The following is a 23947-nucleotide window of genomic DNA, read 5'->3' on the forward strand; positions in this document are numbered from 1 at the left end:
GGCAGCGTGCTGCGGCAATCAGGCCCAAAAGCTGTGACAAGAGCCTAACCCCCCGCATATGATACCAAAGATTATTATATTGGCAAAGGAGAGGGCGGCTCTTGAAGAGACATAAATCAACAAAATCAAGTAGACCAAAGAAATCGCTCTATTACGTAGATAACCCGAATATCAACGAGCTTAAGCTGCTTGAGGAACGAAAGGCATCGTTGCGATCCCGAGACAAGAAGGTTGAGCTTCATGAAAGCCCAGCTCCCGTACTGCCCGCGCTGCCGGAACAAGAGAAAGAGGCCGCGACGGCATCACCCGGAGCAGATCCGGAGCATGGAAACGTTGACGGAAACCAGGCGCTGCAGGAACTGCTGAGTGAAAAAACCGCGCCGCACCAAGAACGGGGCATTATTTATACCGACGATCTCATCGATGAGGCCGTCACCGGGGAGAAAATTGCGCCGTATACGATCGATGCTTCGCGGATCATGCGGGGGACGATCGACACCGCTTGGATCGCCGATTACGCCGTGGAGAACATCAAGCTGGCCGATCGGGCGGTGACCTCCTCCAAAATCGCTCCTTCCTCCGTGAACGGCAGCCACTTGGTTGACGGTTCGATCGAAGGCTGGGCGATCCGGGATCATTCCATCGGCGGAGAGAAGCTGGTTGACGGCAGCATCACCCCGGAGAAGCTGGCGGATCGGGTGATCACCGGGGAGAAGCTGGCAGAAGGGGCGGTGGAGAGCCGGCATCTGTCGGAATGGATCGTAACGTCCGAGCTCTTGCAGGACCAAGCTGTAACGGGGGATAAAATCCGCAGCGGTGCCGTAAATGCGCAGCATTTGGCCAACGGAGCGGTCGACACCTCTAAGCTGGGAGAGGCCTCTGTGACAACATCGAAGCTGCGCGATCACTCCGTAACGGGAGAGAAGCTGGCGGAAGGGGCGGTGGAAAGCCGCCATCTGGCGGATCACAGCATTACTTCGCGGCATTTGGCACCCGGTATGATCGACCGGGAACTGCTGGCTTGGTCCAGTGTCGGCGCGGAGCAGCTGCAGGAAGGGAGCGTTACTTCCGCTCATTTAGGTGAAATGGTGATTGAATCCCACCATCTTGCGTCAGGAGCCGTGGGCAGCGAACATGTTCAGCCTGGCAGTATTGGTCAGGAGCATATCGCTGACAAGGTCATCCAGGCGCGGCATCTTGCCGATAAATCGATCCCCTCCACGAAGCTGGCCGACCAGTCTGTGGGCACCTCGCATATCATCGAGCAGGCGGTAACCTCGTCCAAGATCGCCGATCAAAGCGTGCTGCCGGGGAAAATCGCGGACGAAGCTGTATTGACCCGGCACTTGGCCAAAGGGGCCGTGCAATCGCCGCAGCTTGCGCGGGGAGCGGTTACCGGCAAGCACCTGTCCGAAGGGGCGGTGCAAAGCAGTCACCTTGCTTCGGAAGCGGTGCAGGAATGGCATCTGGCCGATGCGGCGGTCACCCGGCAGAAGCTGGCGTCCGCCGAGGTGACCACGGAGCACCTGGCGGATGGAGCGGTTGCGACGAATCATCTGCAGCCAGGAAGCGTCACGGCCGACAAACTGGCTAAAGACAGTGTGACGAGCCGCGCGATCGCTCCGGCCGCGGTGACGGAGTCCGCCATCGGTGCACAGCAAATCACGGCCGACCATTTGGGATCGGGTATCGTGCAGACCCGGCATTTGGCGACGGGCTCCGTCACCCGCGGCCAGATCGCACCCGGTGCGATTCGGGAGGAGCACCTGGGGGTTGGCGTCATCTTCTCGCCGCATCTCCAGGATCATGCGGTCACCAGCTTGAAGCTGTCGCCGGAAAGCGTGACAACGGATAAGCTGGGGGATCTGGCGGTGACGGTTGCGAAGCTGGCGAACAGCAGCGTGACCGGTCCGAAACTGGCGGCGCAAGCCGTGGACGCCGGGCATTTGGCCCCCGGTGCCGTCGGGTCGGAAGCTCTGTCCGCTGGCGCGGTTGGAGCCGATCATCTGGCCGCTGGGGCTGTACAGAGCAAGCATTTGGCCGAAGGCAGTGTAACGGGACGCCACCTGGACGACGCAGCCGTGGGCTCCCGCCATATTGCCGCCGAAGCCATCGAAGCCGGACATCTGTCTGCCGAGTTGCGGCAGAGCGGGTTACTTCCCGAGGCGGGGATCCGCGGTAAGGATCTGCAGGCGGGCGCCATCACCAGCCTGCACCTGCAAGCCGGTGCGGTTGATACGGACGCGTTAGGTGAGCAGGCGGTTGGCAGCTCCCATCTTCAGGAGGGGGCGGTGCAAAGCGGTCACCTGGCGGAGGCGTCTGTCCAAAGCCGGCATTTGGCTGAAGGGGCGGTACAAAGCGAGCATTTGGCCAAAGGCAGCGTGACTGACCGCCACCTCGGAGTCTCGGTGATCGGATCTTACCACATCGCTCCGGAATCGATCAGCGCTGCCCACATGATCCCTGCCTTGCGCCAAAGCGGGCTGCTGCCTGTCGCCGGGATCGACGGGGAGGCTCTGCAGCCGGGAGCTATCGCCAGCCAGCACCTGCAGGCAGGCGCAGTTGGCTCCAAAGCGCTGGGTGAGCAGGCGGTTGGCAGCTCCCATCTTCAGGCAGGTGCGGTGCAAAGCGGCCATCTGGCGAAGGCGTCCGTCCAAAGCCAGCACCTGGCCGAAGGCGCGGTGCAAAGCGAGCATTTAGCCGAGGGGAGCGTGGAGTCACGGCACCTTGGAAAGGCGGTGGTGGAAGGCACCTATATCGCTCCCGAAGCCGTAAATTACGAGCACTTGTCCGCAGAGCTCCAGCAGCAGGGTCTGTTGCCGGCCGAAGGGATCAGTGGGGATGAATTGCAGGCCGGGTCGATTACCAGCCGGCATCTGCAAGCTGGTGCGGTGAACGCTACAGCGCTGGGTGAGCAGGCGGTTGGCAGCGGCCACTTACAGAGCGGTTCCGTGTTGAATCGCCATCTGGCAGATGGGTCCATTCAAAGCCGGAACTTGATCGCAGGCGCGGTGCAAAGCGAGCATTTAGCCGAGGGGAGCGTGGAGTCCCGGCACCTTGGGGAGGCCGTGGTGGAAGGCACCCATATCGCTCCCGAAGCCGTGAATCACGGACACTTGTCTGCCGAACTGCAGCAACAGGGTCTGTTGCCGGCCGATGGGATCAGCGGGGATGATTTGCAGGCCGGGTCGATTACCAGCCGGCATTTGCAAGCCGGTGCGGTAAATGCCATAGCTCTAGGCGAGCAGGCGGTGGGCAGCGGTCATCTGCAAGCCGGTTCCGTGCAAGGCGTGCACTTGGCAGAGGGGACGGTCCAAGGCTTCCACTTGGATCATGGAGCAGTTCAAGGTGAGCATTTGGCGGAAGGCGTTGTGTCGGAACGCCATCTGGGCGAAGCGGTTGTAGGCACTCGCCATCTGCAGGAAGGCGTGGTGCACAGCGAGCAATTGGCAAATGCCGCCGTTCAAAGCCATCACCTGGCCGAGGACGCCGTGCAAAGTGCGAACTTGGCAGCAGAAAGCGTGGAGTCCCGGCATTTAAGCGATGCTGCGGTGAATGCCCACCATATCGCTCTCGAAGCCGTCAATATTTGGCATCTGTCCACCGAGATTCAGCAACACGGTTTGCTGCCTGAGGAAGGGATCGGCGGCGAAGACATCCAGCCTTCTTCCATCGGCCGGGGGCATCTGCAACCCGGTGCAGTGGATGCAGGGGCTTTGGCTGTAGGCGCGGTTGGGGCGGAACATTTGCAGCCAGCGTCGGTAGAGAACGCCCATTTGGCGCCAAATGCGGTCGACAGCGCTATACTAGCGGATGAGGCCGTTGGGACTCGCCACTTGCAGCCGGGCTCCGTTGGAGTGGAGCAGCTCAACTTTGCTCCGGTAACCACGCTGGCAGGCCAGCCGGCGGAGATGCAATTTGGCATGGTTCCGTTCCTGCTGAAGCCTCATGAGGAGGAGGCGACGGTTAAGATCAAATTTGAATCGCCGTTTGCTTCGTCCAACTACGTTGTCGTTGCGATGACCAATCACCCTGCGTATTATACTTCGCTGAAGGAGCAATCGCCTGGCTCGGCTGTCATCACGATATCCAAGCTGAAGGACACTAGCGTCAACTACGGAATCGTAACGTGGATGGCGATTGGCAACACGCAGTAACGTCTTCTAAAACACAATAGAGTCAGCTAGAATACTCGCTTGTATAACAGCCGTCGGGAACCATCCCGGCGGCTGTTTTCTTCAGCTAAGCCATAACAAAGTGACATATCTTTCAGGCTATGTGATTTTGCGTACAGCGTTTTTGCGTCAAATTACCTAGTATTTAATGGGAACCGATCCAACTAATTTTTTTCACAGGTTATGTGAAATTCTTCACATTAATTCAGAGTCGGGTCGGTTCAAGGGATAGACATCGTGCAAGAGGGAGGGGCGCGATTGCTTGGAGAGCGTTATATCGGAATCGTGATCTGAGCACAGTCGAAAATTCAACAAGAACATGCCATGAACGGCGAGCAGGTGATGTAGCTTTACGTAACTCGGTGAAAATCACAAGGGAGAGGATTGCATTTGAAAAAGCTGATTAGCCTTACAGTAAGCGCGACGTTGGTGTTATCGTCCTTGTCGCTTACGGTTGGGACGTCCGGTTTCAAGCTGACCAGCATTGACGTGGTGTCTGCCGCATCGGAATCGGAAACGCCAACCAAAGAAACAACACCTAGCAAAACCACAACACCAAGTAAGACAACGACACCAAGCAAGACGACAACTCCAAGCAAGTCGACAACACCTAGCAAGACAACTACGCCAAGCAAGTCGACGACGAACAAAACTACTACAAAAACAACCACAAAAACTACGACCAAAACAACTACAAAAACGACAACAGCTCCTGTAAAGACAACAACGAAAACAACTCCGGCAAAAACTTCGGCGGTCAAACCTGCGGAAAGTCCGTATGTTGACGGCGTATACGTGGCCTACGGCAACGCTTATTCCAAAGGGACTGAAGGGGCCAAAGTCACGATCAAGGACGGAAAAATCGCCGCGATTGAGCTGCTCAGAACAAGCCCTAAGCTGATCGACAGAGACGTTCGCAACAACTATAGCGGCCTCTGGAACGCTTACGAAACGATGAAAGCGGACCTGCTTGGCAAAACGCAGGAGCAGGCCGCCAAAGTGGACGTTGTGTCCGGAGCGACCCGTTCCAGCGAGGGCTGGAAGCTGTCCGTTGACCGTGCCTTCCAAAGAGCTTTGAAAGAGAAGCCAAAGGGTGTCACTTATTTTGCCGGCGAGCATATGGGTGTCGATCCGGAAGGCAAATACATGGTGTTTGCGACCTTCGATGCAACGAAGCGTACAGCTGTCAAAGTATATCCGCTTGACGCCAGCGGCAATGCCATCGAAGAAGCAAATATGACCAGCGAGCAAGCGGCATTGGTGAAAGCGATCGCAGCCGAGCTGTTGGCGAAAGGTACCGGCGCCGTTGGTTCTAAAGGCCAGGAGGCTGAGTACAAAGCCGCTGTGAACGCATATTGGGACGCGGAGCAAAATGCCAAGGTAAACAACGATTCGAAATATATTGATGGATTCTACTCCGCCTACGGTTCTGCCCGCGATAAAGGGGTTGAGAGAGCCGACGTCTACATCCGCAACGGCAAGCTGGTTGATGTGAAGCTGTACAGATTGGGTTCTAACCTGATTGACCGCGGCGACACGGCCTATGCCGAAGTGGTCAAAGCAAATGCGCCGATGACGGCCAAACTGCTCGCGAACGGCTCGTACATCGAGAACTTTAAGGATGACGTTGATGCGATTGCCGGCGCCACCGAGAGCAGCCATAGCTGGAACCTCGCTGTAGAACGCGCTTTCGAGAAGGCGCTGAAGGTTCCGGGGAAAGCGAAGTATTTTGAAGGAACGTTTGCCGGTGTCGACAACCTGTCCAGATTGCTGGTTTTGGCTGACATTAAAGCAGACCACGTTTCGAACGTAAAAGTCTTCCTGTTTGATGATGCCGGTAAGCTGATCGCTTCCGACAAGCTGACGGATGAGCAACAAACCGTTGTCGCTCAGTTAACCGAAGGCTTGACTCAAAAAGGCGCGAACATGACGCCGATCGTAGGTCAAGAAAACCTGTCCCTCGCCGCCAGAGCGGCGTTCGCTGACCTGCTGAACAACGCGTCGAAAACGCAAGGCAATTATAAAGACGGCACGTACACGACCTACGGCGACGCTTACGACAAAGGGACGAACCGCGCCGATGTCACGCTGCGCAACGGCGTTATCGTTGGCCTGAAGCTGTATCGCGTCGGTGTGAATATGGTGGACCGCGGCGCTTCGGCTTACGCTGAAGTCGTTAGAGCGATCCCGATCCTGACCCGCGATCTGCTGTTTGCCGGAACGAGAGAGCAAGCGGCTCAAGTGGATGTTGTAACTGGGGCGACCAGCAGCAGCACCGCATTGAAAACGGCCGTCGAAAATGCTTATAAGAAAGCGGAAATCAGCGAGACTTACAAAACGGCTTATATCAACGGGATTTTCGCCGGTATTAACAAGGACAAATCCGTTTACGTGATGGTGACGGTGCAAAACAACATTCCGTTCAAAATGGAAGTCTTCTATTTGGATGAAAACGGCAAAATCAAGACTGAAGACCAATTAACCGCCGACGAGAAAGCCGTCAAGGCGGAAATCGAAACGCCAACTGCCGAAGGTTCCCTGCATAAATACGGGTATCGTCCGGCAGCGTTTGGCGAAACCGAAGGCGTAAAAGCGGTTTCCGCACAAGTCATTGAGGCCGTCAAGGACGCGCTTGAGAACGCCGGAAGATAAGCATTGATTTGAAATGAAAAGGACGCTGGCCCTGTGAGATTCACGGGGAGGCGTTCTTTTCTTGTTCTTAGAAGGCGGGCAGGCGGGGATGAAAAGACGCTGAGGTTTTGGCTGTCCCATAGTATAATGGGTCTATCATGGGTTTGGAGGAATATGGGTGACGCAAATTAATCAATTACGAAACCAGGATGAATTTATTGGCTTTTATTTGCTGAAGGAGCTGGAGATCAAGCAGACGAACGCGAATCCGCCCAAAGACTATTTAGATATCGTATTGTGCGATTCCACCGGGGAAATCCCGGCCAAATTTTGGGATGCCTCGCCAACGGACAAGGAAACGTTTTTCCCGATGAGGCTCGTGAAGGTGCGGGGAATCGTGCAAACCTACCGTGAGAAGCTGCAGGTGAAAATCTTGCAGATGCGGTTGGCCAAGCCGGAAGACGGCGTGAGGCTCACGGATTTTATCCGCTCTGCGCCCATTTCGTCGGAAGCGCTGATCCATACGATCCAGGCCGTCATCAACGATATTGCCGATCCGGATATTCAGGCGATCGTTCGCTTTTGCGTCGGTAAGGTGGAGGAGAAGCTGGCCCATTATCCCGCGGCCAAAACGCATCATCACGCTTATTTCGGCGGCTTGGCCTACCATATGGTACGGATGCTGGAAATCGGCGATTTTCTATGTGCGCAGCGCGCGTTCTTGAACCCGGACCTGCTGAAGGCGGGCATCATTTTGCACGATATTGCCAAGCCGGAAGAAATGGTGGCTGAACTCGGCATCGTGTCCGAGTATAGTACGCCCGGCAAGCTGCTTGGGCATATTTCGATGGCGTCGCAGTGGGTGACCGAAGCGGCCATTCGCCTGGGCATCGCGCTGGATTCGCCGAAGGTGCTCGCCCTGCAGCATTTGGTGTTGTCCCACCACAACTTGGGGGAATGGGGCAGCCCGGTGCAGCCGCAGACGCCGGAGGCCGTCGCCCTCCACCATATCGATGCGCTGGACGCCAAGCTGCAGATGGTAGAGGACGCGCTGGCTACGACGCCGGAATCCGAAGCGTGGACGCCGTTGATCCGGGGCTTGGAGAACAAGGGGATCTACCGGTTGAAATGGTAGGGTAGGCAGGACGCATTGAGAGTTTATGGTTCACTGCCTTCTGCGGTCGATAGGCATCGATGATTTTCAGGCGGTAGCCTTGGCTTTCTAAGTCGTCGTTGACTTTTTTCAAAGCGCGGGCTGCGCGCAGGGTTAGGATGGCAAATGGGCCGTTGTATCCGTCGATGCGCTCCCCGATGAAATTATCGCCGGTATAATAGCGGAGATCGTATACGGCGTTTGGGATCACTTCGTCGAGGTAAATCCTATCATGACAAAGGAGGAGATTTGATGCGTATCGGAGCAATTGAGGCCGGCGGGACAAAGTTCGTGTGCGGCGTCGGAAATGAGCACGGAGTCATCGAGGACCAGATCAGCTTCCCCACAGAGCTGCCGGAGCCAACGTTGGAAAGGGTGATTGCTTATTTTCGCGATAAAAATGTAGAAGCGATTGGCGTTGGCTCGTTTGGCCCGCTGGACTTGAATCCAAGCAGCGCCACTTACGGGCATGTCACGACAACACCGAAGCCGGGCTGGAACGGATATGATGTGCTTGGCAAATTAAAATCGGCTTTTGATGTTCCCTATGGCTGGGATACAGACGTGAACGCCGCCGCCTTGGGCGAGGCAAAGTGGGGTGCCGCTCAGGGGCTGGACAGCTGCGTGTATTATACGGTGGGGACCGGGATCGGTGTCGGGGTCTTGGCCGAAGGTAAGCTTGTCCATGGATTGATTCATCCGGAAGGCGGACATGTTCTGCCGCGGCGGCATCCGGAGGACGACTTCCCCGGTCTATGCCCATATCACGGAGACTGTCTAGAGGGCATGGCTGCGGGGCCAAGTCTTGAAGCGCGTTGGAAGGTAAAAGGGCAAGAGCTGGCACCGGACCATCCTGCCTGGGCCATCGAAGCCTACTATTTAGCACAGGCGGTGACCGGGTCCATCCTCATGCTCTCACCGCAAAAAGTGATCATGGGCGGCGGCGTGATGCAGCAACCGCAGCTGTTCCCGATGATTCGCAAGGAAGTTCAGCGGAACCTGGCCGGATATGTGAACGCGCCAGCCATTTTAAGCGGGATTGATGATTATATTGTCCCGCCGGGATTAGGGAATCAGGCTGGGCTTTGCGGCGCCCTCGCCCTGGGGTTGGAGGCCTTGGCTCGCTCCAACTGAAGCTTGGGGTTCTGCGAACCTTTTCAAACATGGTTCGACATTAGGGATATATCATGATATATTATAATATATATCATGTCCTTGTGTGAGGGAACGTGGGAGGAACGTCATGAGTGAAACCACCTCGTCAAAACCGATGTACGAGAAGATTTTCGATGATGTAAAGCAGAAAATCCTAGATCATAGTTATAAACCGGGAGACCGGATTCCATCGGAGAAGGAGCTGGCCGAGGAATATCAGGTTAGCCGGATTACGAGCAAGCGAGCTTTAGAAATGCTGGCTGCCGAGGGGATTATCGTTCGGAAGCCGGGACGCGGCTCGTTTGTGACGGACCCCGAAGCCGAGGGCACAGGCGCGGAGGAACAGGCGAATGGCCGATGGGACGGAATCTATAGTGGGAACAGAACGGCCAAGGAGGCTGCCGGAAAGCTGATCGGCGTTGTGCTGACGGATTTTGCCGGCAGCTACGGAACGCGGCTGATCTACGGGATGGAGGATGCTGCGCGGGAGCAGGATTGTTTTCTTGTCCTGAAGCGGACGTTTGGGGTTCAGGAGAACGAGGAAGCGACGATTCGCAAGCTGCTGCAGCTTGGCGTCGACGGATTGATCGTATTTCCGGCACAGGGGGAGTATTTCAACGCGGAAATCCTCAAGCTGGTGATCGAACGCTTCCCGCTGGTGCTGATCGACCGGGAGCTGAAGGGCGTGGCGGCGGCATCCATCATTACCGACAATGTGAAGGCGGCGCAGGAGGCGGCGGAGCATTTGTTTGACCTCGGACACGCCCGCATTTCGCTGTTATCTCCGCCGCCCATCGATACGTCGGCCGTCGAGGAACGGATCGAAGGGTTTGTGCAGGCGCATGCCGGCCGCGGTATCGCTGTAGAGCGGGAGCTGTGGATCAGCGATTTGACGTCGACGCTGCCGAACTCTTTTTACGATGACAATATTGAACGGGACATTCAAAAAATCATGCGCCATCTCGAGGCCCATCCTACGATTTCGGCCTTCTTCGCCATCGAGTACAACATCGCGCTGCTGGCTAAAGCGGCGGTGACCCGGCTTGGCCTGCGCATTCCTGAGGACGTGTCGATCATCTGCTTCGACAGCCCGCAGTTCCGCATCGGCGAGGGCTACGCCTTCACCCATATGCGTCAAAGTGAAGAAGATATGGGCAAGCTGGCCGTGGAAAACGTGCTGGCCCTGATGGAGAACCGGCTGGTAGCGAACAAAATCAAGCTGCCCGCGGTGCTCGTCCCCGGGGAGTCCACCGGACCCGCAAGGGAGGAGCGGGAGCGTAAGTAGCGCAGGGCTTGCTCCCTGGGTGAGTAGCGTAAGGCTTACCTCCTAGGGGGGCCTAGTAGCTTAAGGCGCACTTCCAAGGTGGAGCGCGAGTAGTGTTAGGCTCACCCTCTGGGTGGGGACGCAAGCAGTAGTGTTAGTGTCACCCCCTCTGGGGGAACTACAGTAGCATAAGGACACCCCCCTAGGCGAAGTGCTAGAAGGCTTACCCGCTGGGTGGATCGCAAATACCCTACGGTGGATTCAAGTTGCCCCGCCTCAACTCATACATGCCGAAGCTCAACTGCAAAAGTGCAGTTCAACTTCGGCATTTTTTCGTTTTTACCGGCCTTGGAATATAAAAGTGCAGTTAGTTTAAGGTGATTTAGTGGAAAAGGGAGAATTAGGCGGATTTTAACTGTACTTTTACAGTTGAAGGGTCCCAAAGCGACGCTTTCTCTAAAATCAACTGTACTTTTACATTTAGGCGCCACTTTTGGTGGTGCGGTCATTTACGGCAGGATGTTGTCTTCCGTTTACGGACCTTTCTAATTACGGACTTTCTCGATCAAGGCCCTTCCCCATTAATGACATTTCTACAGGAAAGCCATTTTTGTACTCTCCAAATGTTGAAGGGGGTCATTTGGCATACCTTTATATACCAACCAACATCGATATTTTTGCTTATTGACATAATGATATAATACCAATATACTATCCTTATTGAAATCGCTTTAATTACTATGTTATTCGAAATGAAAAGGGGAGGTTTACAAATGAAAAAGTGGGTGTTCGTGATGCTGGTGACCGTCCTGTTTGGTGCGATGCTGGCTGCTTGTGGAGGGGGCGGTAACGGCGGCAGTGCTGGAAACGGCGGCGGCAGCGGGGGTAGTGGTGACACCGGAGGTGGCGGCAATACCGAGAAAGTGAAGCTGACGTTCTGGGGCGACTGGGGCGGCGAAGGGCAGAAGCAATTTGAGACGATGGTTGACGCCTTCAACAAGTCGCAGGACAAGATCGAAGTCAAATACGTGCTTCAGCAGGATATGGTCACGAAATTCCTGACGGCTGCGACGAGCGGCGGTGCGCCGGATATTTTGTTCTGGGACCGCTGGAGAACCTCGCTGTACGCTCCGAAAAACGTGCTTCGCCCCATTGACGACTATATGGAGCGCGACGGGGTGAATAAAGAAGATTTTTACGAGGAGTCCTTAAAGGAACTGACCAATAACGATAAATTGTACGGTCTGCCGTTAACAGTGGATGCCCGCGCGTTGTTCTACAACAAGAAGATGTTTGCCGATGCAGGGCTAGAGGCGCCAACGACGTGGGACGAATTGGAGCAGGCGGCCAAGACGCTGACGAAATGGAACGGCAGCAAGCTTGAAACCGCAGGCTTCTCCATGGCCGATCCGGGGCTGTTTAACATGTATCTGCAGCAAGCCGGCGGGCAAATGCTCAGCGAGGATGGCAAGACCAACTTCAACAATGAAAAAGGCAAACAGGTTCTGGAGTTTTGGCAGCGCTTGCTGAACGAGGACAAAGTTTATAAGGTCGGCTTCGAACAAGGGCTTGGCGAAGGTACCGACGCGTTTGTTACAGGGAAAGTGGCTATGCTGTACACCGGACCTTGGATGATGAGCACCTACAACAAATATGGCAAGGATCTGGAATACGGCATCGTACCGCCGCCGGCAGGTCCGAATGGCGATAAAGGCAGTGTGATGGGCGGCTTCGGGCTTGTCATCCCGCAAGGCTCCAAGCACCCGGATGAGGCGTGGGAGTTCATCAAATGGTGGACGGCGAACAAGGACAACGCTTTGCTGTGGGCAAAAACGAGCTTGAACCTGCCAGGCTTTAAACCGGCGCTTGAGGATCCGTTCTTTAGTGAAGATCCATTGTGGAAGCCGTTTACGGAAACGTTGGAATTTGCAAAGACGCGTCCGACACATCCGGGATACTCCGTCATGGAGGAGAACGCGCTGATTCCGAATCTGCAACTGCTGCTTCAGAACAAGCAATCGATCGACGAGACGCTGAAAAAAGCCCAAGAGCAAGGCGACAAACTGCTTGCGGAAAATGCGGTCGTGAAGTAAAAACCGGCCTCTGAAAGGGGAACAAAGAATGGCATCCGTCAATAAGCTCGAACGGCATCAGGCCCGAATGGCCTATCTGTTCATTACACCAACTATGTTGCTATTTGCCGTATTCATGGTCATCCCCGTCGTGATGGCCCTGTACCTCAGCTTCACCAACTATGACGTGCTGAGCAGCAACGATTGGGTTGGGCTGGACAATTACCGCCGCCTGATCGACGATGCGCTGCTTTGGCAGACCTTTTTAAACGTGTTCTATTACGCGATCGTTTTTGTACCGCTGAATTTGTTGATCTCCTTGCTGTTTGCGATGCTGCTTAACAAAAAGATACGCGGGGTCAAGCTGTTCCGCACGTTTTATTACCTGCCGACCTTGACCTCGGCCGTCGCGGCGGCCACCGTATGGATCTGGATGCTGCATCCCGAATACGGGATGATTAACGGACTGCTCGCATACCTTGGCATCACCGGCCCGGCTTGGGTGTCGCAAACGGAGACGGCCATGCTGTCGATCATCGTCATGACGCTTTGGCAGTCGGTTGGCTCCAACATGATCATCTATTTGGCCGGCCTTCAAGGCGTGCCGGACTATCTGTACGAATCGGCCCGGCTGGACGGGGCGTCGCGGTTTGCCTGCTTCCGCTACATCACTTGGCCGCAGCTTCGCCCAACGACGTTCCTGGTCAGTGTCATGTCCATCATCGGCGCCTTGCAGCTGTTTGACCAGGCGTTTGTCTTAACGCAGGGCGGACCGGCGAACGTCACCAAAACTCCGGTCTACCTGATCTATCAGCAGGGCTTTAACCAATTGCAGATGGGGTATGCCTCGGCGCAGGCGTTTGTGCTGGCGATGGTGATCCTAGTATTTTCAATCATTAGCATGAAAATCACCAAAGCGGAGGAGCCGATCGTATGACAAATCCAGAGACGATAAAAACGGGCGTCGGTACCCGGCGTCCACAAATCGGTGTACCCATGCAGAAGCGATTAGCGAATGTACTGTTTTATACGGTTGGCAGCATCATCGCGGTCATTATGTTTTTGCCCTTTTATTGGAGCGTGCTGACCTCGTTTAAACAAGACGAAGACATGTTCACCCTGCCGATTAAATGGTTTACGGCGAACCTGACGTTCGAGCATTATTACAACGCGTTTACGACCGTGCCTTTTGGCCTTTATTTCTGGAATTCCTTTATTCTTGCGGCAGCTGGGGTGTTATGTAACCTGTTCTTCGGTTCGCTGAGCGGCTTTGCGTTTGCCAAGCTGAAATTCCGGATGAACCAGCCGTTCTTCCGCATCCTGCTTGTCTCCATGATGGTGCCGGGGATCGTGACGATGATCCCCAGCGTTTACGTGCTGCGCCATATCCCGCTGGCAGGCGGCAACGACTTGTTCGGCAGCGGGGGGTACGGGCTGATGAACTCGTTTTGGGGTATTATTTTGCCGGGGGCATCCGGGACGTTTGCGGTATTTTTCATGCGACAGTTCTTTCTGACCCTGCCCAATGACATGATGGAGATGGCGCGGATCGAAGGCTGCGGTGAATTCAAAATCTTCTGGCGCATTTACTTGCCGCTGACCAAGCCGGCGCTGGCTACACTCGGGATCTTTACGTTCCAGGCCGGCTGGAACGGCTTCCTCTGGCCGATGATCGTCCTGAACGATCCGTCGAAGGCGACGATTCAGATGGGGCTGCAGGCTTTTTCATACAATTATCAGACGGACTATGGGCCGATGATGGCGGGGGCGCTGGTGGCGATCCTGCCGATCCTGGTGCTGTTCCTGCTGCTGCAGCGGTATTTTATCCAGGGGATCGCGTTTAGTGGAATCAAGGGCTAGGACAGAGGGGAGAGATCATATGAAGACCACCACGAAGGAAACTGAAATCACGCAGCAACGGGCCGACTTGGCTCAGACGGCGCTGGACGAATTATTCTGGAACGAAAAGATCCAAATGTACAATATTCAAACGCCCTGCGAAAACGGGGCATGCAACGAGATTTTTCATTACTGGTGGATGGCGCATGCGGTGGATGTGCTGGTCGACGGACTGCGGCGCACGGGGGACCGGCGATATGCCCAGCGGCTGGAGCAGCTGTACGACGGACTGCTTCAGCGCAACGGCGGCGCATGGCCCAATGAGCTGTACGACGATATGGAGTGGATGGCGCTCGCTTGGCTGCGCGCCTATCAAGCCACGGGCGAACCGCGCTACAAGGAGGTCTCCCAGCTGCTGTGGCAGGACATCCAAACCGGATGGAACGAGCAAATGGGCGGCGGGATCGCCTGGCAGAAATCGCAGCTCGACTATAAAAACACCCCGGCCAACGCCCCTGCCATCATCCTGGCGGCCCGGTTGTACCAAGCGTTTGGCGATCCGGACGATTGGGCTTGGGCGCAGCGGATCTATGAGTGGCAGGCGGCGAACCTTATCGACCCGGCCACCGGGTTGGTGTGGGACGGTATGAACCGTACCGGGGATGGGACGATCGACAAGGATTGGCGGTTCACTTATTGCCAGGGCGTCTTTATTGGAGCTTCGGTGGAGATGTACCGGGTAAGCGGCGATACGGCTTATCTGGAGGCGGCGCTTCGCACGTTCCGCGTCGTCCTCCAGGAGTTTACCTCCAGCGAGACCGGCCTGCTGCCGGAGGAAGGGGACGGCGATGCCGGACTGTTCAAAGGCATCCTGATCCGCTACTTGGTGCAGTTGGCTCAGGCGGCCCCGGACCATCCCGAGATTGCCGAGTACGTCGCCCTTCAGGCGGAACGCGCCTGGAGCCGGCTGGCCGCTCCGCAGCAACCGCGGTTCGGCACGGATTGGAGCTGTGGTCCAGCACCGGAGGAGGCCGTGTCCCTCAGCTCGCAGCTAAGCGGCGTGATGCTGATGGAGGCGGCGGCAGCGCTTGAAACGGGTGCGGATCAGGCGGCCTCGGAGCTAACGTCGGATGCTGCGCCCCAAGGGGAGATGCCGTGATGGATCGCCGCGAGCTAGGCTGGGCCCAACTGGCGGACCGCATGCACCGCGACCTGTTCGACTGCTACGGGAATGAGCAGACCGGCATCCTGGACCAGTGGTATCCGCGTACGGCGGGCCGGGCCGGCGAAAATTTCTACTACTGGTGGCAAGCCCATGTCCTCGACGTGCTGGTGGATGCTTACGAGCGGACCGGCAACCCAGCGCTGCCCGATCGGATGAGGCAGTTCTGCCGCAGTCTGGAGCGTTATAACGGCGGGACGTTCACGCATAATTATTACGACGACATGGAGTGGACGGCGCTGGCGCTGCTGCGGGCTTACCGGGCGACCGGTGAGGCGTGGTATGAGGAGAAGGTCCAAGAGCTGTGGGCGGACATCCAAACGGCTTGGAATGAGCATTGCGGCGGGGGGATGGCGTGGAAGAAGGATCAACTGGATTACAAAAATACCCCAGCCAATGCGCCTGCTGCGATTCTTGCCGCCCAGCTTTACGGCTTGTTCGGTCGGCCTGACGATCTCGCTTGGGCCAAACGGATATACGATTGGAACAAAGCGCATCTGGTTGACCCTGCGACCGGCTTTGTTTGGGATGGCATGAACCGCACTGGGGACGGAACAATCGACAAGGACTGGCGGTTCACCTATTGCCAGGGCGTCTTTATTGGCGCGGGAGCGGAATTATACTTCTACACCGGCGAATCAGCCTACTTGGAGGATGCAAGGCGCACCGCAGCCGCCTGCTTCGAGGAGCTGTGCGAGCCTGATATTTGCCTGCTTCCCGCGGAAGGTATCGACGATACCGGGTTATTCAAAGGCATCCTCATTCGCTACCTCGACCGTCTCTTGGAGATCGACCCAGAGTGTCCACGCGTGCGGGAGGTTATTTTCGCCAATGCGGAGACTCTTCGATCCAGCGGGCTGCTTGAGAACCTGGCGCTGTGCGGCCCTTCTTGGAAGGAGCCGCCGACCTTGCCGGTTCAGCTCAGCGTCCAGTTGAGCGGCTTGATGCTGCTGGAAGCGGCGGCAAGGCTGGAGGCGCGAAAGTGAGGAACATGTCATACAGAACCGCCGGAAGCGAACGTACGGCATAACGAGCATAACGAGCATAACGAGCACAATAAGCACAACGACTACGAGACAACACGGAGGAGATTAACCATGACTGAGCAACTGACTCAATCCGATATTATTGTCTTGGTGGAGACGAAAATGAAGCATCGCCCGAAAATCGTGGAGATGTTCAAACGGTGTTACGAAAATACGCTGGAAACCACCATCCATCGCCACGACGACGGGACGGTGTTTATGCTGACCGGCGATATCCCGGCCATGTGGCTGCGCGATTCCGTGAACCAGCTTCGGCCGTATCTGATCCCGGCGGCGCAGGATGCCGGCTTGCGCGAGATTATCGAGGGCGTGTTGAGAACGCAATACCAATCGATCCTGCGGGACCCGTATGCCAACGCGTTTAACGAACTTGAGAATTTCCGCGGCCATCAGACGGATTTGACTGAGATGTCCGGCTGGATTTGGGAACGTAAATACGAGGTGGATTCGTTATGTTATCCTCTGCAGTTAGCCTATCTTTATTGGAAAAATACCGGGGAAACCCGCCACTTCACGCCGGAATTTAAGCAAGCGGCCGAGTTGATTTTGCAAACCTGGCGGACTGAGCAGCGGCATGAGAAACTGTCAAAATACACGTTCGTCCGGGAAAACAGCGGGGAAACAGATCGGCTTCCGGGACCGGTCGGCTATACGGGGATGACCTGGTCGGGCTTCCGCCCCAGCGACGATGCCTGCAAATACGGCTATCTCGTTCCGTCGAACCTTTTTGCCATCGTGGTGTTGGGTTATTTGTTGGAGATCAATGAGCGGTTTTTCGGAGATGACGCTTTCGCCGATGAGGTACGTGCGCTGCGAGAGGACATTCGGCAGGGGATTGAAAAATACGCCATCATCGAGGATGCGGAGTTCGGGAAGGTGTACGCGTACGAGGTTGACGGGCTTGGCGGCGTGAATCTGATGGACGATGCCAACGTGCCCAGCCTGTTGTCGCTGCCTTATCTCGATTACTGCAGCAAAGACGATCCGATCTATCTCAACACGCGCCGGATGATTCTGAGCCGCCGCAACCCCTATTACTATGAAGGAACGTATGCCAAAGGCATCGGCAGCCCGCACACGCCGCCGGACTACATTTGGCACATCGCCTTATCCATTCAAGGGATCACTGCGCTGGAGGAAGCGGAAAAGCTGGAGATTCTGGATATGTTCGAGCGGACCGATGCGGGAACGAATTTGGTACATGAAGGGTTCCATAAGGATAATCCATCGGAGTATACGCGGGAATGGTTCTCTTGGTCTAATGCCATGTTTGTTGAATTCGTGCTCAGTTTATGTGGTCTGGAAATTGCCATGCGCTAGCTTTCGGGTAAGGAAACATTTCCGAAAATGGAGGTTTTGCCGTGAAACGGAATCCGGGGAATGGAACGTTATCGAAATTACTTGCACTCACGTTAACGATGGCACTCTCGATTTCGCTGCTTACCGGAGCAAACGCTTCGGAGGCCCACGCGGCCAGTTGGACTTCCAAGGATGCGGACGCGGCGATCCGGGCATTTAACGCCAAGTTCTGGGATCCGCAGGCTAAATTGTTCTGGGCCGATTCCAATCGCGGCTCCAACTACCAGGGCTTCTGGGTGGAAGCCGAGCTGTGGGAAATGGTCATGGACGCTTATCTTCGTACATCGGATCGGGAGTTAAAGGCGCAGCTTCGCGCCCAGATCGACGATATTTTCGATGGAGCGGTCCTGAAGTATGGCGAGGATTGGACGAACAATCCGTTTAACGATGACATTATGTGGTGGGCAATGGCCAGTGCCAGAGCGTATCAAATCACCGGGGAAGCCCGGTATCTGAATAAAGCGAAGTATTACTTCGATTTCGTCTACGACACCCAATGGGATGATGAGTTTGCTGGCGGCGGCATCTGGTGGTTGAACAGCGAGCATGTCACGAAAAATGCTTGTATCAACTTCCCGGCGGCCGAAGCGGCAGTGTTCCTGTATGAAATCACGGATGACCCGCACTATTTGGAGGCGGCAACCCGGATATATCGATGGGGCAAAACGATGCTGACGGACGGAAACGGCAAGGTATTCGACCGGATCGAGATGGACCAAGGACCTGTGCCGGATGCAACGCATTATAATCAAGGAACGTTTATTGGCGCAGCTGTCGGACTGCATCGTGTAACAGGCGACAAGGTGTATCTGGAGGATGCGATCAAGGCTGCCCAATTTACGATGGCTCATCAGACAGAACCGAACGGACTGCTCGGTTACGAGGGACCGCATGGAGATCTGAAGGGCGGCAAAACGATTCTGCTGCGCAATTTGGCTTACCTGCAAAAAGCAGTGGACGGCAGTAAGTCCAAGGCGCATCGGGAGTTCGAGCGGAAGTTCGACGATTGGCTCGCTTTTAATGCGGCGATGGCCTGGAGCCATCGGAACGCAGAGGGGCTCGTCGACGGCAACTGGATCGGACAGTTGTTGTCCGGCACCTATGAGTCCTGGTCAGCCTCCAGCGCCGTTCAGGCCGTGACGGTCGTGCAGCCAAAGCCGGTGACAGTTCCGGTATATCCGGTGAAGCCGGCCAATCAACGGATCGAGGCGGAAAAATACAACATCGGCAAAGGCTTCGTGCTCGAGGGCAGTGCAGAAGGCACGTTGCAGCTGGGCGGGATCCAGCACGGACATACCGCTGTCTACAAAAATGTCGACTTCGGGTCGAAGGGAGCCGTTGGCTTCATTGCTAGGGCTGCCAGCGCCACGTCTGGCGGAAGCATCGAAATCCGGCTGGATAAGGAGAACGGACCTAAAATCGGTACCGTTCGGGTTGAGGGCACGGGCAACTGGAACCAGTTTATCGATGCGGTGGACGTGCTCAAGGATGAACAAGGTCAGCCGGTGACCGTGACTGGCAAGCATGATGTCTATCTCACTTTTGTCAAAGTGAACGATGATTATCTGTTTAACTTGAATTGGTTCCGGTTTACGGAGACCGATCCGACGAGAACCGATGCCTTTGCGAAGCGGAAGGCCGGCGATTTCGATGACGGAAACGGGGTGAGCCGAAACAGTGAATATGGCTTCCTGGAGGGGATCACGAACGGCGCGTACGTTCGGTATGAAGGCATCGATTTCGGCAGCGGTGCGGCCGGAATCACGGCACATGTGGCAAGCGGAAACCGCGGAGGAACGATCGAGGTGAAGCTGGACAGCTTGAATGGGCCAACCGTCGCCACCCTTGAGATTCCGGCTGTAGGCGATTGGTCAACGTGGATCGACGTAATGTCCACGCTGGATGATTCGGCTGCGAGGGGCATCCATGACGTCTATCTGGTGTTCCACGGTACGGACGGCAGCGATTTTCCGTGTAATCTCGACTGGTTCAGCTTCACGACCGTCAAAGGCCGGGCTCAAGACGCTTACGGCAAGATCGAAGCGGAGAGTTATACCCTTGGCTCAGGGTTTGGCACGGAGCAGGGCGGAGGACAGACGTATCTCGCTGGAATGTACGGCCCGAACCAGCCTTATGCCATGTACAACTACATTGATTTTGGCGAAGGCGGCGCAGCGGGGCAATTCCATGTCAATGCGGCGAGCGATACCGCCGGAGGGACGATTGAGGTGCGGCTGGACAGCCCAAGCGGCCCTGTAATTGCGGAGGTGCAGGTCACAGGGACCGGTGGCTGGCAGGAGTTTAAGGTGTTCTCGGCGGATCTCACGGCTTCGGTTCGCGGCAAGCATATCGTGTTCCTGCTCTTTAAGGGATCGGATTGGTTGTTTAACCTGGATAAATTTACGTTTGGTGACCCGGACGTATTTACGGCACCGCCTGTTACACCTGAGCCGCCTCGGGACCACACTCCTCCAGGAGAGGTTGAGCATGTGCGAGCGGTAAAGGAAAATGGACAGATTCGGTTAACTTGGGACGGTCCGTACGATGTGGATGCTGTGAAGGTGCAGATTCGTTTGCTCAAAAACAAGAAGCTAATTGGAAATACATTGGAGGTGGCGCGCGGTGTCCAGACCGTGTTGTTGCCGAACGTGAACAATCCCAAAAGCTATACGGTCCAATTCCAAGCCGTTGATGCTTCTGGCAATGTCTCCAAGGGAACTGCCGTTTCGCTGGGAGACCTGATCAAGAAGTAAATAAAAACAGACCGGGGCGGAGGGAATCCGGCCTTCGGTCTGTTTTTTTTGCGATTAGAATTCGTATCTTAAATGTTCTGTGCGTACTCTGGTGCAGGAACTTTGGTTAAGAAAACGTACAAGCTGGCAGGCTCGGTTCCGTCATTCCGGTAGGAGAAGGCTTCTGTTCCTTCCAAATGCAGGACTTCACCTTGATTGAGCGGGGAGGTTGCTCCATCCACCGTGATTGTCCCGTTACCTTGCAAGGCGAGAAGAAACACGTCTGTATTCGGATGGGTGTGGGTTGGCAGCTCTTGGCCCGGCATAAAGTTTAGCACGAACACGACGCTTTCCCCTTTTTTGTAGGCGATCCGTTTGGTGAATTTCTCCGCTTGGAAGTCCTGAAGCTGGGCTAATGCTAATTTTTCCATCTTGATGATTTCCTCCTTGTAACGGTCGCGTGGACCGGATCGTTTGGCTGGGGGTTTCTCCGGCTTGATCGCCGGAATCCCTGCTCCTTGTCTCCTATGTTAGCATCGAGTTGCTCCTTTCTTCTTGATTCAGATCAAGTTTGCGAAAAAATGCCCCTATTTCAAAACTCTGTGAAATGGCCACTACTGCAAATTGGAGTAAATTGGAGAAAGGGGATATGGATGTTTTTTGAAAATGTGGTGAAAGGAGTAACGCTCGTGAAACGTTTTCCGGGGATGGATCAAGAAGCGGTCATGATGGAGATTAAGCAGCTCAAGCAGAAAGCTGACCGGCTGCTTGCGATGTCAATTCGGCTGAATCAACCCAGCTTGGCGGACGAAGCGGAGCGGTTGTACCAGCAAATTGACAGGTTAGCTTTGCTCACCGGGTAATTTGACACATTTCATCCTAAGCCATACGTTTAAATATAGCTCTCATGTAAAATAACATCACATCCGAGTGGATGGATGTTATTTTTTTTGACGTAAATGTATTGACAATCCCTTTTGAACGCCTATAATTAATCACAAGAATAATAGTTTAATCAATCACACCCAAGAGTTATGATAGAATACCTGACATGAAGGAGGGTGTGAGTATGGCCATCTCAACCGCTGGCGAATGGAAGCAGGACATTTTGAGGATTTACAACGCGATAAATAAGCAAATCTTTAACGTGGGTGTAAAACAGCAAAAAGTAGATTTCGTCGGCAACAAAATTGTGATTATTTCTTTGAACGGGCGAGTGCCTGTCTTAAAGCTATTGGATGAGGCTTATCCTCAATCCACGAGGCAGCTGGATTACTTGTTGTTTCAGGTGTTCAAGCGGGAGATTAAGGCAGCCCTCGAACGGCAATTTCAACTGAATATCGTCGCCGTACTCAAAGATTACGATGCAGAGACCGAATTTTCCGGTACGATCGTTGTCTTGGATCGCGACGTGGAGGATTATCTGAAGGAGTCGTCGGAACTTCGCTAATCGAAAGAGCCGACCAATCGTCAGTTTGGACTCGCAGCGCTATTGTTAGGAGGCGCTATGGGTTTTGACTGGCGATTTTTTTATATCAAAAAATGAAAATTTCAAGGAGTGGAGGCGTGGAGCATGCAACCCAAAATCGAGATTAACGGAGTTAGTAAATGGTTTCGCCGGAACGGCCGAGATATCCCGGCCATGCAAGAAACGAGCCTGAAGATTGAAGCGGGAAGGTTTGTCAGCATCATTGGCCCAAGCGGTTGCGGCAAGTCTACCTTGTTCAACATCATTGCCGGACTCATTCCACCCTCTACCGGAGAGGTGCTTGCGGACGGGGAGAATATCGTGGGGAAGACGGGATATGTCGGTTACATGCTGCAAAAGGATATGTTGCTGCCGTGGCGGACGATTCTAGACAACATCATTCTGGGGATGGAAATTCGCGGCGTCCCTAGAAAGGAAGCGGTGGATCGAGCTTTGCCCCTGATGGAGAAGTATGGACTCAAAGGTTTTGATAAGCATTATCCCAAGGAATTGTCGGGAGGTATGCGGCAACGGGCTGCGCTGCTGAGAACGTTGCTTTACGACCGCGACATCATCTTACTGGACGAGCCGTTTGGCGCGCTTGATGCACAGACCCGGCTAACGATGCAAAATTGGCTGTTGCAAATTTGGACCGACTTTGGAAAAACGGTGTTGTTCGTCACCCACGACATCGATGAAGCAATTTACTTGTCAGACGATATTTATGTCTTCTCTTCGCGGCCGGGCCGGGTCAAAACGAAAATCACGGTCACGATGGAGCGCCCGCGCAAAACGGAGGATATGACGTCCCCGGATTTTATGGAACTGAAACATCTCTTGCTTGACCAGTTATCGGCGGGACATGCGGAGGAAGAACTCGCGCTTTGACCGTTTGGATAAAAAAATAACGATCTAGGAGGGATGAAGTGTGGAAGAAACTGTGCGTAAATCGACCTTTGTGATCCATTCTCTATCCACCGATGCGGCGGTAACGGTAGCCGAAAAAAAGCTGAAGCCCCCGTCTGCCTCAAATTCAGCACCGCTGATTTATGACGAGGAGGCAGCGGAGCGGAAGAAAGCCCGCAGAATCGGCTGGGGAAGGGTGGCCGTAGGGGTTCTGCTGTTCATCATCTGGGAGGTGTTTACCCGGATCGGTTGGCTGGATTCTTATTATTGGAGCAGCCCGAGCGCGATATGGCAAACGACCTGGCTGCAAGTGGCAGAGGGCGGGCTGCTGGGGGATATCGCCTATACAGCAGGCTCAACCGTGCTGGGCTTTGTGTTCGGCACATTATGCGGAGCTTTGTTGGGCTTGTCCTTCTGGTGGTCACGGAGCTATGCCGGCATTAGCGAACCTTACTTGATTATATTAAACGCGATGCCCAAGCTGGCTCTTGCGCCTGTCCTCGTCATTTTGCTGGGAATCGGCTTCTTCTCCAAAGTGGCGCTGGCTTTTTCCATGACGGTTGTGGTATCTGCCTTGTCCGCCTACAGCGGGGTGAAGAGCGTGGACCCGGACATGGAGAAGCTGATGTATTCGCTTGGGGCCAAACGCTGGCAGGTGTTTACCAAAGTCGTCATTCCATGGTCGATGCCTTGGATCATCAGCAGCTTGCGTATCAACATTGCTCTGGCGCTTGCCGGGGCCATCGTCGGTGAATTCATCGCCTCCAGCCAAGGCGTTGGACGCATGATCATGTATGCGGGGACGATTCTTGACATCAATCTCGTGTGGGTTGGCGTAGTGGTTTTGTCTGTGCTATCCATGGCTATGTATTGGGGAGTTGTACTCTTGGAAAGAGGGTTGTCCAAAGGTTTCGGCGTCAAGTAG

The 23947-nt window shown here is 55.0% G+C and carries 18 protein-coding genes; 16 read left to right on the forward strand and 2 right to left on the reverse strand.

The features are described from left to right. Window positions 1-101: 101 nt before the first annotated feature. From M3G15_RS04880 to M3G15_RS04890, 3 genes are all read left to right on the forward strand, one after another. The gene (locus M3G15_RS04880; RefSeq protein WP_260070238.1) at window positions 102-4157 is read left to right on the forward strand and encodes a WIAG-tail domain; all 4056 of its coding nucleotides are present in this window, start codon (window positions 102-104) and stop codon (window positions 4155-4157) included. A 408-nt stretch (window positions 4158-4565) separates the two neighbouring features. Continuing rightward, complete coding sequence (locus M3G15_RS04885) at window positions 4566-6827, forward strand: FMN-binding protein (RefSeq protein WP_260070239.1); 2262 nt, start codon at window positions 4566-4568, stop codon at window positions 6825-6827. A 157-nt stretch (window positions 6828-6984) separates the two neighbouring features. Continuing rightward, the gene (locus M3G15_RS04890; protein ID WP_009224349.1) at window positions 6985-7941 is read left to right on the forward strand and encodes a 3'-5' exoribonuclease YhaM family protein; all 957 of its coding nucleotides are present in this window, start codon (window positions 6985-6987) and stop codon (window positions 7939-7941) included. Here the strand turns inward: M3G15_RS04890 and M3G15_RS21610 are convergent. Beyond that, window positions 7862-8170, reverse strand: a complete 309-nt coding sequence (locus tag M3G15_RS21610; protein WP_198136175.1) for a M15 family metallopeptidase — start codon at window positions 8168-8170, stop codon at window positions 7862-7864. The genes M3G15_RS04890 and M3G15_RS21610 overlap by 80 nt on opposite strands. A 41-nt stretch (window positions 8171-8211) precedes the next feature. Here M3G15_RS21610 and M3G15_RS04895 point away from each other — a divergent pair, with 41 nt between their 5' ends. From M3G15_RS04895 to M3G15_RS04935, 9 genes are all read left to right on the forward strand, one after another. Beyond that, window positions 8212-9093 carry an ROK family protein gene (locus M3G15_RS04895; protein WP_260070240.1) on the forward strand — a complete coding sequence of 294 codons (882 nt, stop codon included), beginning with the start codon at window positions 8212-8214 and terminating at the stop codon, window positions 9091-9093. 109 nt (window positions 9094-9202) lie between these two features. Then, window positions 9203-10399, forward strand: a complete 1197-nt coding sequence (locus M3G15_RS04900) for a GntR family transcriptional regulator (protein ID WP_260070241.1) — start codon at window positions 9203-9205, stop codon at window positions 10397-10399. A gap of 752 nt (window positions 10400-11151) precedes the next feature. After that, a complete protein-coding gene (locus M3G15_RS04905) occupies window positions 11152-12471 on the forward strand; it encodes an ABC transporter substrate-binding protein (RefSeq protein ID WP_009224346.1) in 1320 nt (439 codons plus the stop codon). A gap of 28 nt (window positions 12472-12499) precedes the next feature. After that, the gene (locus tag M3G15_RS04910) at window positions 12500-13387 is read left to right on the forward strand and encodes a carbohydrate ABC transporter permease (protein ID WP_036644696.1); all 888 of its coding nucleotides are present in this window, start codon (window positions 12500-12502) and stop codon (window positions 13385-13387) included. Then, window positions 13384-14310, forward strand: coding sequence for a carbohydrate ABC transporter permease (locus M3G15_RS04915; RefSeq protein ID WP_397376587.1), 927 nt, complete (start codon window positions 13384-13386; stop codon window positions 14308-14310). Before M3G15_RS04910 ends, M3G15_RS04915 begins: the two co-directional genes overlap by 4 nt. 19 nt (window positions 14311-14329) lie before the next feature. Then, complete coding sequence (locus M3G15_RS04920) at window positions 14330-15448, forward strand: glycoside hydrolase family 76 protein (RefSeq protein WP_260070242.1); 1119 nt, start codon at window positions 14330-14332, stop codon at window positions 15446-15448. Beyond that, window positions 15448-16497, forward strand: a complete 1050-nt coding sequence (locus M3G15_RS04925) for a glycoside hydrolase family 76 protein (RefSeq protein ID WP_198136174.1) — start codon at window positions 15448-15450, stop codon at window positions 16495-16497. The genes M3G15_RS04920 and M3G15_RS04925 overlap by 1 nt, the downstream gene beginning before the upstream one ends. A 111-nt stretch (window positions 16498-16608) precedes the next feature. After that, window positions 16609-17877, forward strand: coding sequence for a glycoside hydrolase family 125 protein (locus tag M3G15_RS04930; RefSeq protein WP_260070243.1), 1269 nt, complete (start codon window positions 16609-16611; stop codon window positions 17875-17877). 41 nt (window positions 17878-17918) lie between these two features. Beyond that, a complete protein-coding gene (locus tag M3G15_RS04935) occupies window positions 17919-20669 on the forward strand; it encodes a carbohydrate-binding protein (protein ID WP_260070244.1) in 2751 nt (916 codons plus the stop codon). 68 nt (window positions 20670-20737) lie between these two features. On the opposite strand, the gene M3G15_RS04940 is transcribed toward M3G15_RS04935, so the two are convergent. Then, entirely contained in the window at window positions 20738-21079 is a 342-nt protein-coding gene (locus tag M3G15_RS04940) for a cupin domain-containing protein (protein WP_260070245.1), read from the reverse strand. A 258-nt stretch (window positions 21080-21337) separates the two neighbouring features. Between M3G15_RS04940 and M3G15_RS04945 the strand changes: the two genes are divergently transcribed. The 4 genes from M3G15_RS04945 to M3G15_RS04960 all read left to right on the forward strand — a co-directional run bounded on the left by M3G15_RS04945 (window position 21338) and on the right by M3G15_RS04960 (window position 23947). Beyond that, on the forward strand, window positions 21338-21511 hold the full coding sequence (locus M3G15_RS04945; protein WP_157268794.1) for a hypothetical protein: 174 nt from the start codon (window positions 21338-21340) through the stop codon (window positions 21509-21511). A gap of 206 nt (window positions 21512-21717) precedes the next feature. Further along, entirely contained in the window at window positions 21718-22098 is a 381-nt protein-coding gene (locus tag M3G15_RS04950) for a DUF2294 domain-containing protein (protein ID WP_260070246.1), read from the forward strand. A 123-nt stretch (window positions 22099-22221) separates the two neighbouring features. Beyond that, window positions 22222-23004, forward strand: coding sequence for an ABC transporter ATP-binding protein (locus M3G15_RS04955; protein WP_016311240.1), 783 nt, complete (start codon window positions 22222-22224; stop codon window positions 23002-23004). Window positions 23005-23044: 40 nt separating this feature from the next. Then, window positions 23045-23947 (forward strand): ABC transporter permease, encoded by a 903-nt coding sequence (locus M3G15_RS04960; protein ID WP_397376588.1) that lies wholly within the window; start codon window positions 23045-23047, stop codon window positions 23945-23947.

It is taken from the genome of Paenibacillus sp. p3-SID1389 (assembly GCF_025151705.1).
Classification (GTDB): domain Bacteria; phylum Bacillota; class Bacilli; order Paenibacillales; family Paenibacillaceae; genus Fontibacillus; species Fontibacillus phoenicis.